Source organism: Amycolatopsis sp. WAC 01416 (assembly GCF_003947485.1).
Classification (GTDB): domain Bacteria; phylum Actinomycetota; class Actinomycetes; order Mycobacteriales; family Pseudonocardiaceae; genus Amycolatopsis.
Map to the genome: position 1 here is coordinate 178,439 of NZ_QHHX01000005.1, position 12,886 is coordinate 191,324.

Here is a 12,886-nt window from a genome sequence, read left to right on the forward strand (position 1 = left end):
GTCTGTAGGAGTGGACATCGTCACGGCGCATGATCGCCCGAGCACTCCTCGGCAGGCGATCGAGATCCAGGAAACCCTGCGTGGCCTGGTCGATCCCGAGGATCGCTGTCCACAAGAGATCGTCACGGTCACCGGACTCGACGTCGCCTACGACGAGGGCAGCGACCTCATCGCCGCCGCCGCGGTCACCCTCGAAACATCCGGGTTCCGCGTCGTGGAAAAGCGCACCGTCGTTTCCCGGGTTTCGTTCCCGTACGAACCCGGGCTTTTCGCCTTCCGCGAGCTGCCCCCGCTGCTCGACGCCCTCCGCTCGCTCGACCACGTCCCGGATCTCCTGGTCTGCGACGGGCACGGCCTGGCGCATCCGCGCCGGTTCGGGCTCGCGTGCCATGTCGGTGTCGTGACCGGCCTGCCGTCCATCGGGGTCGGCAAGACCCGGTTCGTCGGCGAACACGGCGAACCCGGCGCGGAACGCGGCTCGCGGGCACCCTTGCTGGACGACGGCGAGGTCGTCGGCGCGGTCCTGCGCACCCAGGACGGCGTGAAACCCGTTTATGTCTCCGTCGGCCACAAGATCTCGCTGGACAACGCGTGCCGCCAGGTGCTGCGGCTGTGCCCCTCGTTCCGCCAGCCGGAGACGACCCGGCACGCCGACCGTCTCGCCCGCGACGCGTTGAAGGAGGCGTTATGAGGTTCCATGACCTCGCCGAACTCGACGCCGAGGTCATCGGCTGCCGCGCCTGCCCGCGGCTGGTCGCGTGGCGCGAGGAGATCGCCGTGGTCAAACGCGCGGCCTTCGCCGACGAGACCTATTGGGCCAGGCCGGTGCCCGGCTTCGGCCCGCCGGACGCGTCGCTGGCGATCGTCGGTCTCGCTCCTTCGGCACACGGCGCCAACCGGACCGGCCGCCTGTTCACGGGCGACCCGTCCGGTGACGTTCTCTTCAAGGCACTTCACCGGGTCGGGGTCGCTTTGCAGCCGACGTCGACCCATATCGGTGACGGTCTCGAGCTGCGGGGGACCCGGATGGTCTCCCCGGTGAGATGCGCGCCACCCGCCAACAAGCCCACACCTGAGGAACGGGAAACCTGCCGATCCTGGCTCGCGGCCGAGCTGGAGTTGCTGCGGCCGACACTGAAAGCCGTCGTGGTGCTCGGCGCCTTCGGCTGGCAGGCGCTGCTGCCGGTGCTCGCGGAGGTGGGCTGGCCGGTGCCCGCGCCACGCCCGAAGTTCGGCCACGGCGTCGAAGTGGACCTCGGCGACCTGCGCCTTTTCGGCTGTTATCACGTGTCGCAGCGCAATGTCCAGACCGGCCGCCTGACCCTTGACATGGTGTGCGACGTCCTGGCCTCCGCGACCTCGGTGGCCGGCCTGAACTGAATCGGTGCGGAAGCCGTGGCGACGCTGGTCACAGCCGGATGGGGTCTACGAGCGATCTCAGCAGATGGGTGCGACTATAGGAATATGGCTGGTGTTAAGTCGGAACCGACACGGATCCTCGTCCTTGGTGGTGGATACGTCGGGCTCTACACGGCGTACGGGCTCCAGAAGATGCTCCGGGCCAACGAAGCGTCCGTGACGGTCGTTGACCCGCAGCCGCACATGACCTATGCCCCCTTCCTGCCCGAGGCGGCGGCCGGTGCGATCGAACCGCGGCACGTGGTCGTGCCGCTGAGGCGCGTGCTCAAGCGCTGCCACGTGCTCACCGCGCGCGTGACGAAGATCGAGCACGAGCGCAAAGCCGTGACGGTCGAGGCCGCCGACGGGCACGTCGAGCAGCTGAACTACGACGTCCTCGTGGTCGCGCTCGGCGCCGTGGCGCGCATCCTGCCGATCCCGGGCCTGGTCGAGGAAGGCATCGCCTTCAAGACCATCGGTGAGGCGATCTACCTGCGCAACCACGTCATGACGAAGCTGGACGAGGCCGCCAGCACGCTCGATCCCGAGCAGCGCAAACGCCTGTTGACGTTCACCGTCGTCGGCGGCGGGTTCGCCGGTATCGAGGCGCTCGCCGAACTCGAGGACATGACCCGCTTCGCGGTGGAGAACTACTACCCGAACCTCAAGGTCGAGGACATCCGCTGGGTGCTCGTCGAGGCGGCCGGGCGGATCCTCCCCGAGGTGCGCGAGACGCTCGGTGTGTACACCGTCGAGCAGCTCGAAAAGCGCGGCATCGAGGTCTATTTGTCGACAGCGGCGAAGTCGTTCGAAAACGGCCACGTCGTGCTCTCGGACGGCACCGAGTTCGACACCGACACGATCATCTGGACCGCCGGCGTGAAGGCGAACCCGGTGCTCGCCAGCTCGGACCTGCCGCTGGACAAGCGCGGCCGCGTCGAGGCCACCGCCGCGATGCAGGTCGTCGGGCACCCCGACGTCTGGACCGCCGGTGACAACGCCGCCGTGCCGGACCTGTCGCGCACCGAGCAGGACCCGACCGCGACCTGCCCGCCGAACGCGCAGCACGCCGTTCGCCAGGCGCGTCTGCTGGCGAAGAACATCATCAAGGTGATCCGCGGCGGCAAGCCGAAGGACTACTACCACAAGAACCTGGGTGCGGTGGCCAGCCTCGGCCTGCACAAGGGTGTCGCCGACGCGCTGAACCTGAAGATCAAGGGCTTCCCGGCCTGGCTCTTCCACCGCGCGTACCACCTCAAGGCGATGCCGACGTGGAACCGCAAGATCCGCATCCTGTTCGACTGGATGCTCGGTGGCCTGTTCCGGCGCGAGGTCATCTCGCTCGGCCAGATCAACAACCCGCGCGAGGAGTTCGACCGGCTGTCGAAGTCCTGAGTCCGGAGGTCCGTGAAGGCCTCCTTCCCTACTCTCAAGGTAGGGAAGGAGGCCTTCACGGCGTTTAAGGTGTGCCGGTGCAGGCATTCCGGAAGTCCGTACCCGCCGTTCCGCTCGCCACCGGTCTGGCCCCGGCCGACTTGGCGAAGCACGTTCTGGAGAGGATCGAGCGTGACAACGCGCACGCCCGCTCCAGGAAGAGGCGCTTTCGCTGGCGTGCCGTGTCGATCAGGCTTCTGCTGCTCGCTTTGGCCTCGGCGTCCACGATCATTCTCGGCTTGCAGAACCTCAACGGCTGGACCGGTGTGGCGTTCGCTCTCGTGGCCGTGACGACCGTGGTCGGCGCGCTCGAACCCTTCTTCGCCTGGCGTTCCCTGTGGGTCCTCATGGAAGAGGTCCAGTTCCGGCTCTATTGGCTGCGCGACGAGCTCAGCTTCTACCTCGCTTCGACCCCGCCCGAGCAGGTCGACCCCCAGGTGATCAACGCGAAGTTCGAGGAATACCAGGCAGTTTGGAACGAACTCGGTCTCCGTTGGCTCGAATATCGGCGTACTGAAGCCGCGAACTGAGGGACATCGCCTAGGCTGTCCCGTGCCCCGGTAGCCCAACTGGCAGAGGCAGTCGACTTAAAATCGACCCAGTGCGGGTTCGATCCCCGTCCGGGGCACAGCCAGTCGTACCCCACCAAGATCGTCAGATCGTCGCCGTCATGGCTAGTTCGATCATTTCCGTCCAGTTCAGGCGGACGCCCTCGGCGTTCGCGGTGCGGCGCTGCGCTGGGGTGAGTGTTTCGGCCGGCTCGGTCTCGTGCGGGCCCGCGCCGGCATAGGAGACGCTCGCCCGGTCCAATCCCAGCTGGTCCGCGCGGTGGACGATCGCGGTTTCCAAGATGGCCGCGTCGACGGGCCTGCCGACGCGCAGCAGCAGCTCCACGGCGACGTTCATCGTGAAGAGGACATGACAGACGTCGCCTTCGGCTTGGAACCGGACGATGGCCCGTCGCACGGCGCCCGCGGCGTCGCCGAGCTGCTCAGCGGTTTTCGCGCGCCCCAGCAGGGACTTGCCGAGCGCGAACTCCGCCCATCCCGCGAGCCAGCCGTTGTCGGCCGAGCGGGCGACCTCGGCCAGCGTCTCCTCACCGGCGCGGACTTGTCCCCGCTCGACGAGAACGGCACCGAGGACCATGCGGGCTCCCAGGACCAGCCAGTCCGACCGCGTCAGTCCGCCGATGACGATCGCCTTCTCCGCGGCTGCTCGTGCTTGGCCGAGTTCGCCGGTGTGCAACCACGCCACCGAGTGATAGAAGAGCGCCGAGCCGTGCAGAATCTGGTGCTCTTCGTCGACTTGCCCGCCGGTGAGAGCGAAGGTCTCGTCGCCGAGGCGGCGCCCTTCGGCGATGTCGCCGGCGAAGTAGGCGAGGTTGGCGGCCGCGGAGAGTGCGCGTGCCCGGTCCGCTGTCGCCGCGTCGGTCGTGGCGCGCAGCGCGGCGCCGACCAGTTCCCGTCCCTCGGTGAGGTGACCGCTGCGGGTCCAGAACCAGTCGAGCAAACCGACCGTGCGCAGGGCCGCTGCGGGGCGGTGGGCAAGGTCGTGGCTGATGCCGGCGCGCAGATTCGGCCACTCACGGTTCAGCGCGGCCACCGCCAGGCCCGACTGGTCGCCGATGAGCATCACGGCGCAGTCGGCCGCCAACCCCCGTACCCATACGGCGTGCCCGTCCCGGGTGGCGCCCGGCGTCGGATCCGCTGACTCGCAGTATGCGCGGATCGTTTCCAGCATCCGATAGCGCGATGGCGTAGTCGTCGTGTCGGCCAGCACCACCGAGCGGGAGATCAGCGACGACAGCGACGCGAACTCCGACGCGTTGCCCGCGGCCGCGGCCATGGGGAAGCCGCCTTCGAACGGCCACAGACGCAGCAGGAGCGTCCGGTCGGCGGCGGAAAGCGGTTCGATGCTCCAGGCGATGGCTTCGCGGAGTGTCGCGTGCGGGGTCAGCGATCCGCGTGGCACCGGCCCGAGTACGGCGAAACGATCTGACAGCGCTTCGGCGATTTCCTCGAGTCCGAGGACTTTCGCGCGCGCCGCGGCGAGTTCGATCGCGAGCGGAAGACCGTCCAGCGCCTCGCACACCCGTGTCGCGTGGGTGAGCTCGTCGGGTGAGGGCGTCCAGCCGGGGCGAGCCGCGCGCACCCGATCGACGAGCAGCGTCACGGCCGTTTCGGTGTGCAGCGGGCTCAACGGCAGCATCGCCTCGCCGTCGATGTCCAGTGGTTCCCGGCTGGTGGTGAGGACGCGCAGCCCGGGACACCCGGCGAGCAGTTCCGCGACGAGCCCGGCGACGGCCGGGACGAGATGCTCGCAGTTGTCGAGGACCAGCAGGCCGGAGCGGACCGCCAGCGCACGGACCAGTGCGCGCCGTGGATCTCCCGCGATCTTGACCAGTCCGACGGCGTCGGCGACGGCCTGCGGCAACACCGCCGCCTGACCGACATCGGCGAGCCGGACCAGCCACGCCTCCCGGCCGGCCAGATGCTCCGCGGCCAGCCGGGTCTTGCCGACTCCCGCGGGACCGACCACGGTCACCAGCCTCTGCTCGTCCAGCAGTCGCGCCAGTGTCCGCAGCTCCGATTCCCGGCCTACGAGCGAAGCCAGCGGGCGTCGATGAGTGATGGCCGTGCGCTCCCGGATGTCCGTGCCGGGAAGTGCCGGGTCCTCGGTGAGGATCCGCTGGCGCAGATCTCTCAGCGCGGGACCGGGGTCGATGCCGAGTTCGCCCGCGAGACGCTCCTTGGCCTGGTCGTAGGCGGCGAGCGCGTCGGCCTGGCGCCCGGTGCCGTGAAGCGCGAGCATGAGCAACATCCACAACGGTTCCCGGAGCGGATGTGCCACCACCAGGCCGCGCAGTTCCCCGACTACGGTGCCGTCCCCGGTGCCCAGCCGTGCGCGGAGGTGCTCCTCGGTGAGGGTGAGCCGGACTTCGTTCAGACGAGCCGCTTCGGCCGCCGCGGCGCCGTGCAACTCGACGTCGTCGAAAGGGCGTCCGCGCCACAGGCGCAGCGCTGCCCCGAACCGCAGTGCCGCGGCCGCGTGCTCACCTGCCCGCTGAGCGGCTCGGCCTCGTGCAATGAGGTCCTCGAAAACAGTCAGGTCCATCTCCTCCGGCCGCACCGAGATCCGGTAACCGCCGTTGCCTGCCGTCAACCGCCGCTCGCCCTCCGGCGCGAGCACCCGCCGCAGCCCGGCGATGTGGGTGCGCAGGTTGACCGCGGCGGACCGGGGTGCCGGCTCACCCCACACCATGTCGACCAATTCGCTACTCGGCACGACCCGGTTGGAATGCAGCAGCAACGCCGTGAGCACCGCGCGCCGCCGCCCCGGCCCCACTGGTCGAGGCACCCCTTCGGCGACCACTTCCCATGGACCCAATATTCGGAATTCCATAACCCGCCCCCCGGATCGCTGAGGCGATTCCAGCAATTCCGGCGCCCCGGTGTCAATGATCTCGCCCTTTCGGGCAGCTGCTCCTGTACTCGGGTGAGTGCTGAGCTTGTACGCCGGAGAACGCACAGTGGGGGTCCGGTAAACAATTCTGAGTTCAGGGGAGAAACGATGAGTAAAGCGTTGAGGTGGGCCGCGGTGTTCGCGCTGGTGACCGCGGCGGGTTTCGGTACCGCCGCCGCGCAGGCGTCGCCGACGGAGGAAAGGGTGTCCGGTGTTTCGTCGCAGCAGGTCCAGCGGGCGGAGAAGATCGAAGGCGACCGAACCGCCCTCGCTCCCGGGACCGCCCACGGTGGACGAGCCCAGTACTGCGGCATCAAGGGGCTGAGAAATCTCTGGCTGCCGATCGGCGGTCTCCGTCCCGGTCACGGGGCCGTGCTTTCGGTCGCCGAATCGGGTAGCGGTGGCGTCGAATTCATCGGGAACGCGGTGATCAACATGCAGAACACCGCGGTGCAGACCGACGGTGTGCTGTTCCAGGTCGACGTGCAATGGGACAGCGGACTGTGCATTTGGGTGAAGTACGTCGCGGTCATGTGATGTCCTGACGGGAACCCGGAAGGCGGTCGCCTTCCGGGTTCCCGTTCCGCTCTGTGGACGTCCTGGTCCGCGCGGACCGCCGCTGCCGACAATGACCCGCATGACCGGAACCGGCCTGACCGATGAAGCCACCTACGACCGCGTTCGGCTCGCCCAGTGGCGTGCGGGGGAGGCGCGGGGTGACGGGATATCGCGGCGTGGGCTGCTTCGGCTGGCGGCCGGTGGGTCACTCGCGCTGACGGCGTTCGGCACGGTGGCGGGAACGGCGTCGGCGGCCTCGCCGATCGTGAAACCCTTGCCGCCGGAGATCTTCGAGGTCTACGGCACCAACGCGGAGACACGCTGGGAGGCGTTGAGCGGGCAGGGCTATCTGACGCCGGTCGAGCGGTTCTTCGTGCGAAACCACACCGCCACCCCATCGATCGACGCGGGCACCTGGCGGCTGAAGCTGTTCGGAACCGGGTTGCGCGGCGCGCCGACGGCGGACAGGCCCGTCGAATTCACCTACCATGACCTGCTCCGGTTGCCTTCGGAGACGATCACTTCCGCGATCGAATGCGCGGGTAACGGGCGGAGTTTCTTCACCGGTCAGCAAGGGCAGGCGGTGTCCGGCACGGCGTGGAAGCTCGGCGCGATCGGGGTCGCGCGCTGGCGCGGTGTCCGGCTCTCCACCGTGCTGGCCAAGGCCGGGTTGACGCGGCACGCGGTGGACGTCCTGCCGGAAGGGCTGGACGCCGACTACGTCACCGGCGGGGTCGACCTGGGGAAGGTGCGCCGCCCGCTGCCGGTCGAGAAAGCGTTGCAGGACGTTCTGCTCGCCTACGAGATGAACGGGCGCCCGCTCCCGCCGGACCACGGCCATCCGGTGCGGCTCGTCGTGCCGTCCTGGGTCGGGATCTCGTCCATCAAATGGCTGGGGCGTATCGAAGTCTCGGAAACGCCACTCGTGTCGCCGTGGAGCACGCAGTACTACCGGCTGCTCGGGCCGGACTATCCGGCCGACGGCACGGTCGTCACCCGGCAGGTGGTCAAGAGCGCGTTCGAACTGCCGTGGAACGCCGAGTTCACGGCCGGCGGCAGGGCGGTGCTGCGTGGCCGGTCATGGTCGGGCAACGGCCGGATCCGCCGGGTGGAAGTCGACACCGGCGACGGCTGGCGGCAGGCGAAGTTCGTGGGCGCGGCGGCGGATCGGGGCTGGCAACGCTGGGAATTCCCTTGGCGCCCCACGGTTTCCGGTGCCCATACCCTCCGGGCGCGGGCCACGGACATCACCGGCGTCACCCAGCCGGAAGTGACCCCGCTCAACACCCAGGGCTACCTGTTCGACGCCGTCGTCCGGCATCCGGTCCGGGTGGTGTGAGATGACACAGCCGCTCGCGCTGAGCCAGGAACCGGCCGTCGAACTGACGCTGGCGTTACGGGTGAGCACCGACTCGGAGCATGCCGCCGCGATCGCCGCGCGCCTGCTTGAGTCCTTTGAGGACACTGTCGGCGTGACCCTGACGGCTCGCACCGTCCCAGCGGATTCCGGCCAGGTCATCGAACTCGCCGGACGACGGCGACGATCCGGCGAACCCGCGCCGCCGCTGCGCATCGAACCCGATTCGCGGCGAGTGCTGCTGCGTGGCGAGGTACTGGAATTCACCAGACTGGAATTCGACCTCCTGCTGTTCCTGAGCCGGAATCCGGACCGCGTCTTCGACCGCCTCACGCTGATGGCGCAGGTGTGGGGGCTGTCCGGCGGCAACGGGCGGACCGTGGACGTCCACGTCCGCAAGATCCGCGGGAAACTCGAACCCGTGCTGACGCCGATCACGACGGTGCGCGGGGTCGGCTACCGGTTCGACGGGGCAGGCCAGGTGCTCATCGCTGACTGATCATCACCGGACAAAGCCTGGATGCCAGGATACGAGCCGTGACTCCGACCTACGTTTTCGTGCACGGTTCCAGCAGCGCCTCGTTCACCTGGGGTCCGCTGCAACGCGAACTCGCCCTGCTCGGCCACCGCACGCTGGCCGTCGACCTTCCCGGACACGGGTTCGCCGCCGGTTTCCACGCCGCTTACCAAGCGCCGCAAGACCTCGAAGTGCTGGCCACGGCACCGTCGAACCAGGCGGGTGTCACGCTGGCCGAGGCCGTCGAGCAGGTGGTGGACGTCGTGCGCGAGGTCGCCGAGTACGGGCCGGTCGTCCTGGTCGGGCACAGCCGGGGTGGCGTCACGCTCACCGGGGTCGGCAACGCCGTCCCGGAACTGATCGACCGGATCGTCTACATCTCCGCGTGGTGCTGCGTCGACGCGACGGTGGGCGAGTACATGCAGGGACCCGAGTACGCGAGCAGTGCGCTCAACGACGTCGGCGGTGTCGTCGTCGCCGATCCCGCCGTGCTCGGGGCGCTCCGGATGAACTGGCGCACCGCCGATCCCACGCTGCTGGCCGCCTTGAAGACGGCGATGCTCGAAGACGGCACCGAGCAGGAATTCTTGGCCTACCTCAACACTCTTGAGCCGGACGAGAGCCTCGACGCCGGTACCGAACGCGCCGACGCGGCCACCTGGGGCCGGATCCCGCGCACGTATCTCAGGCTCACCGAGGACCGGTCGATGCCGCTCGCGCTGCAGGACCGCTTCATCAAGGAGGCGGACGCGCTCACCCCGGACAACCCGACCGACGTGCGCTCGCTCGTGAGCGGCCACGTCCGTTTCCTCATCCACCCGAAGGAGGCGGCCGCCGTCCTCGCCGGGCTCGCGTAGTCCCGCGGGTACTGTTCCGCCGGGGGGAGGAGGAGACCCGAAAGCGATGACGGACGGACAGTTCACCAAAGGACATCTGATCACGTTGCTGATCAGTTCCGCGATCGGCGTGGGATTCGGTGCCGGATGGTGGTTCTTCGGCGCTTCATCCGCCGGATCGGCGCCGCTGGTCGTGGTGGGTGTCGTCGTGGTGCTGGCATTGGCCGGCTGGCTGGCACTGACCGCCCGCCGCGGTGCCGGTCTGCCCGCGGGCGGAGGCCGGGAGGAAAGCCCGTTCGGCAAGCGGTACGGGATCGCCGTGCTGCTCATGCTGGTGGGGATCTTCGCCGGGGCGCGGGTGCTCTCGGCGGTCTTCGAAGTTCCCGAGGCCGTGCCCGCGTGGGTTTTGTTCGTTGTCGGGCTGCACTTCTTGCCGTTCGCGAAGTTGTTCGGCTCGCGGCGTTTCCTGGTGCTGAGCGCTTTGTTGTGCGTCGTCGCCGTGCTGGCCGCCGTGCTCGCGATCGCGGGGTGGACGGCCGCGTGGCAGCTCGTGCCGGGCTTCGGCGGCGCCGTGGTGCTCTGGGCGACCGTCGCCGCCGGGTTGCTCGCGACGGACCGTCAGGGAGTGACGAGCCCGGCTTCGTAGGCGAAGATCGTCAGCTGGACCCGGTTGGTCGCGTCGAGTTTCGCGAAGATCCGGGTGATGTGGGTCTTCACGGTCGCTTCGCTCAGGTGCAGTTCCGCGCCGATTTCGGCGTTGGTCCCGCCCTGCGCGACAGCCGTGACGATGTCCCGCTCGCGTTCGGTCAGGGTCCTCAGTCCCGCTCGCGCCCGATGGCGGCGAGGGCTCGTCCTGGTCGCGACGAAATGCCCGATGAGTTTCCGCGTCGTCCGCGGCGACAACATCGCCTCGCCCGCCGCGACCACGCGCACCGCGTCGATGATCTCCTGCGGTGACCCCTCTTTCAGCAGGAATCCGCTGGCGCCCGCGCCGAGCGCGTCGAAGACGTACTCGTCGAGGTCGTACGTGGTCAGGACGAGGACCTTCGGCGGGTTGGGGAGCGCGGTGACGGCGGCGGTCGCGACGAGGCCGTTCATCCGCCGCATCCTGATGTCCATCAGCACGACGTCGGGTGCGTGCATGGTCACCTTCGGCACGGCCTCGTCCCCGTCGCCGGCTTCCGCGACGACCTGGATGTCGCCCGCGCTCGACAGGATCATCGACAAGCCGGTTCGCACGAGGGGATCGTCGTCGACGAGCAGCACTCGCAGTGGGCGCTGGTTCACCCGGACAGGTTAGTGGTGTCCCCACGGTAGCCAAGCCCGGACGGCGAATGTGCGCTCTTCGGTGGGGCCGGTGCTGACGTTCCCGCCGATCAGCGTGACGCGTTCGCCGATCCCGGTCAGCCCGGAGCCCGCACCCGGCGCCTTGCCGGCGGGAGCCGTCGCGGGCAGTGGATTGACGACCTCGACGGTGAGCCCGTTCCCCGGCCCTCCGCGAACCGAAACCTCGGCCGTCGCACCCGGAGCGTGTTTCAGGATGTTGGTCATCGACTCCTGGACGATCCGGTACGCGGTCGTGCCGAGCAACGCCGGCGCGCCGCCCGCGTCGTCGAGCAGGATCGTCACGTTGACCCCGAGTCCGGCCCGGCGGGCGTTGGCGACCAGTTCGGGGATGTCGGCCAGCGTCGGCTGCGGCGGTTCCGGATGGGTTCCGTTCTCCCCGTTTTCGCCGAATCCCTGGCCGTCGCGCAGCACACCGATGACCTGCCTCAGATCTTCGAGCGACTGGCGCGCCGTCGTGCGGACGGTCTTCGCCGCTTCCGTCGTCGCGGGTCCTTTGCTGACCTCGAGCGCGCCGGCTTGCAGTGACAGCAGGGAAAGCCGGTGCCCGAGGACGTCGTGCATCTCGCGCGCGATCCGGGTGCGTTCCGCGCGCCGGGTCATCTCGGCACGGAGTTCTTCTTCCTTGGCCTCACGGATCGCGAGGGTGTCCTGCATCCCGCGCACGACCCCGACGGTGAGCGGCACGGCCGTCATCACGACGGCGACCGTCAGCGTTCCCATCACCTGCACCGCGGAGAACTGCTTGCCGACGACCTGCCCCGCGACGGTCACGTCGGGATGGCGGTTGGCGTCGCCGAACAACGCCCACGCCGTGGCGAGGTAGACGAGCACGGACCCGAGCCAAAGGAAACGGTCGCGGCGGCGCGCGGCCATCGCGGCGAGGGCGAGCGCGTCGGCCAGCGCGTCGGAGCGGAAGCAAAGCGGCGGCACCAAGGCGATGGCGAGGACGAGTTCCGGCCATTTGTGCCGCCAGCAGAGCATGACCGCGGCGCCGATACCGGTGAAGAAGCCGAGCGTGGACCACCAGGTCGGGTCGAACGATCGCGTCGCCGGAAGATACCCCTGGGCGCTGAAGACGAAAATGCTGCTGATCACGCACGCCGCGACCGCCACCACGGTGAGCACCACACCCAGCACACGCCTTGCCATGCGCTGAGCGTACGCAGGCGGGCCGGGCCACCCGCATCAGCGGAACCGATCCTTCGAAACGCGCGGATTACGACTTTCGTCGTAACGGGTCGGCGCGCCGAGGACGATGCGCCCGCCTCGGGATCACTGGTTGTATGCCGCCTCGTTCATCCCGTTGGAAAGGAAAAACCCTCGTGACCCAGCAAACCCCCTACACGCCGGCCCCGCAAGCCCCCGCCAGTCCGATGCCGCCCCGCAACGGCATCGGCGTCACGGGCTTCGTCCTCGGCCTGGTGGGGCTGGTCTTCTCCCCGATCCCGTTCGTCGGCGTCATCGCGTGGCCGCTGGTGATCCTCGGCCTGATCTTCTCGATCATCGGGCTGATCCGCGTCAAGAACGGGAAGGCCTCCAACAAGGGGCTCTCCATCACCGGTATCGCCTTGTCCGCACTCGGGCTCGTGGTCTGCGTGGTGTGGATCTTCGTGTTCAACGCGGCGGTCAACGAAGTCAACAACGAGATCAACCGCACCGCGAAGGTGTCCTACGAGATCACCGGCGACGCCACGAACGTCGAGGTCATCTACGGCGAGGTGCTCAACCCCGTCACCGAAACGATTCCGGCGCTGCCGTGGAACAAGGAAGTCGAGAACAAGGGCGTCTACAAGGGCGGGACGCTCACGGTGACCACCGGCGAGACCGGCGGCTCCGTCACCTGCAAGATCACCGTCGACGGCGCCGTGGTTTCGACCAAGACCGCTTCCGGCGAATTCGCGATGGCCGCCTGCACCGGAGTGTGACGGCCGGACCGTGAAAGGCCTCCTTCGCCATTCTCGGGGTGGCGGGGAGGCC

Annotated in this window: 13 protein-coding genes and 1 tRNA gene; 11 read left to right on the forward strand and 3 right to left on the reverse strand. The window is 68.7% G+C overall.

Going from position 1 to position 12,886, the window contains the following annotated elements; all coding sequences use genetic code 11:
• Positions 1-10: 10 nt before the first annotated feature.
• From nfi to DL990_RS18100, 5 genes are all read left to right on the forward strand, one after another.
• Positions 11-691, forward strand: a complete 681-nt coding sequence (nfi, locus tag DL990_RS18080) for a deoxyribonuclease V (RefSeq protein ID WP_125799353.1) — start codon at positions 11-13, stop codon at positions 689-691.
• Positions 688-1,380, forward strand: coding sequence for a uracil-DNA glycosylase (locus DL990_RS18085; RefSeq protein ID WP_125799354.1), 693 nt, complete (start codon positions 688-690; stop codon positions 1,378-1,380). Before nfi ends, DL990_RS18085 begins: the two co-directional genes overlap by 4 nt.
• Positions 1,381-1,464: 84 nt before the next feature.
• Entirely contained in the window at positions 1,465-2,793 is a 1,329-nt protein-coding gene (locus DL990_RS18090; RefSeq protein WP_007028829.1) for an NAD(P)/FAD-dependent oxidoreductase, read from the forward strand.
• 77 nt (positions 2,794-2,870) lie between these two features.
• Positions 2,871-3,362 carry an SLATT domain-containing protein gene (locus DL990_RS18095; RefSeq protein ID WP_125799355.1) on the forward strand — a complete coding sequence of 164 codons (492 nt, stop codon included), beginning with the start codon at positions 2,871-2,873 and terminating at the stop codon, positions 3,360-3,362.
• A 24-nt stretch (positions 3,363-3,386) separates the two neighbouring features.
• Positions 3,387-3,460, forward strand: a tRNA-Leu gene (locus DL990_RS18100).
• 26 nt (positions 3,461-3,486) lie between these two features.
• On the opposite strand, the gene DL990_RS18105 is transcribed toward DL990_RS18100, so the two are convergent.
• Positions 3,487-6,189 carry a BTAD domain-containing putative transcriptional regulator gene (locus DL990_RS18105; RefSeq protein WP_158632635.1) on the reverse strand — a complete coding sequence of 901 codons (2,703 nt, stop codon included), beginning with the start codon at positions 6,187-6,189 and terminating at the stop codon, positions 3,487-3,489.
• Between the two features lie 213 nt (positions 6,190-6,402).
• Between DL990_RS18105 and DL990_RS41280 the strand changes: the two genes are divergently transcribed.
• The 5 genes from DL990_RS41280 (at position 6,403) to DL990_RS18125 (ending at position 10,208) form a co-directional block, all read left to right on the forward strand.
• Positions 6,403-6,831 carry a hypothetical protein gene (locus DL990_RS41280; protein ID WP_158632636.1) on the forward strand — a complete coding sequence of 143 codons (429 nt, stop codon included), beginning with the start codon at positions 6,403-6,405 and terminating at the stop codon, positions 6,829-6,831.
• 100 nt (positions 6,832-6,931) lie between these two features.
• Complete coding sequence (locus DL990_RS18110) at positions 6,932-8,191, forward strand: sulfite oxidase (protein WP_125799357.1); 1,260 nt, start codon at positions 6,932-6,934, stop codon at positions 8,189-8,191.
• 1 nt (position 8,192) lies between these two features.
• Positions 8,193-8,708 carry a winged helix-turn-helix domain-containing protein gene (locus DL990_RS18115; RefSeq protein ID WP_125782584.1) on the forward strand — a complete coding sequence of 172 codons (516 nt, stop codon included), beginning with the start codon at positions 8,193-8,195 and terminating at the stop codon, positions 8,706-8,708.
• Between the two features lie 38 nt (positions 8,709-8,746).
• Positions 8,747-9,583 (forward strand): alpha/beta fold hydrolase, encoded by an 837-nt coding sequence (locus DL990_RS18120; protein WP_125782586.1) that lies wholly within the window; start codon positions 8,747-8,749, stop codon positions 9,581-9,583.
• A 46-nt stretch (positions 9,584-9,629) separates the two neighbouring features.
• On the forward strand, positions 9,630-10,208 hold the full coding sequence (locus tag DL990_RS18125; protein WP_125782588.1) for a hypothetical protein: 579 nt from the start codon (positions 9,630-9,632) through the stop codon (positions 10,206-10,208).
• Here DL990_RS18125 and DL990_RS18130 read toward each other — a convergent pair.
• Entirely contained in the window at positions 10,181-10,828 is a 648-nt protein-coding gene (locus DL990_RS18130; RefSeq protein WP_125782693.1) for a response regulator transcription factor, read from the reverse strand. The two genes, DL990_RS18125 and DL990_RS18130, sit on opposite strands and share 28 nt — an antisense overlap.
• Positions 10,829-10,858: 30 nt before the next feature.
• Positions 10,859-12,058, reverse strand: a complete 1,200-nt coding sequence (locus DL990_RS18135; protein WP_199746449.1) for a sensor histidine kinase — start codon at positions 12,056-12,058, stop codon at positions 10,859-10,861.
• Positions 12,059-12,282: 224 nt separating this feature from the next.
• Between DL990_RS18135 and DL990_RS18140 the strand changes: the two genes are divergently transcribed.
• Positions 12,283-12,834, forward strand: coding sequence for a DUF4190 domain-containing protein (locus DL990_RS18140; protein ID WP_125782697.1), 552 nt, complete (start codon positions 12,283-12,285; stop codon positions 12,832-12,834).
• The last annotated feature ends 52 nt before the right edge of the window (positions 12,835-12,886 follow it).

Bases quoted from the DNA above. Each gene is read 5' to 3' on its own strand.
- DL990_RS18085 (WP_125799354.1), top strand. From the start codon at position 688: ATGAGGTTCCATGACCTCGCCGAACTCGACGCCGAGGTCATCGGCTGC.
- DL990_RS18090 (WP_007028829.1), top strand. From the start codon at position 1,465: ATGGCTGGTGTTAAGTCGGAACCGACACGGATCCTCGTCCTTGGTGGT.
- DL990_RS41280 (WP_158632636.1), top strand. From the start codon at position 6,403: ATGAGTAAAGCGTTGAGGTGGGCCGCGGTGTTCGCGCTGGTGACCGCG.
- DL990_RS18110 (WP_125799357.1), top strand. From the start codon at position 6,932: ATGACCGGAACCGGCCTGACCGATGAAGCCACCTACGACCGCGTTCGG.
- DL990_RS18115 (WP_125782584.1), top strand. From the start codon at position 8,193: ATGACACAGCCGCTCGCGCTGAGCCAGGAACCGGCCGTCGAACTGACG.
- DL990_RS18125 (WP_125782588.1), top strand. From the start codon at position 9,630: ATGACGGACGGACAGTTCACCAAAGGACATCTGATCACGTTGCTGATC.
- DL990_RS18135 (WP_199746449.1), bottom strand. From the start codon at position 12,058: ATGGCAAGGCGTGTGCTGGGTGTGGTGCTCACCGTGGTGGCGGTCGCG.
- DL990_RS18140 (WP_125782697.1), top strand. From the start codon at position 12,283: ATGCCGCCCCGCAACGGCATCGGCGTCACGGGCTTCGTCCTCGGCCTG.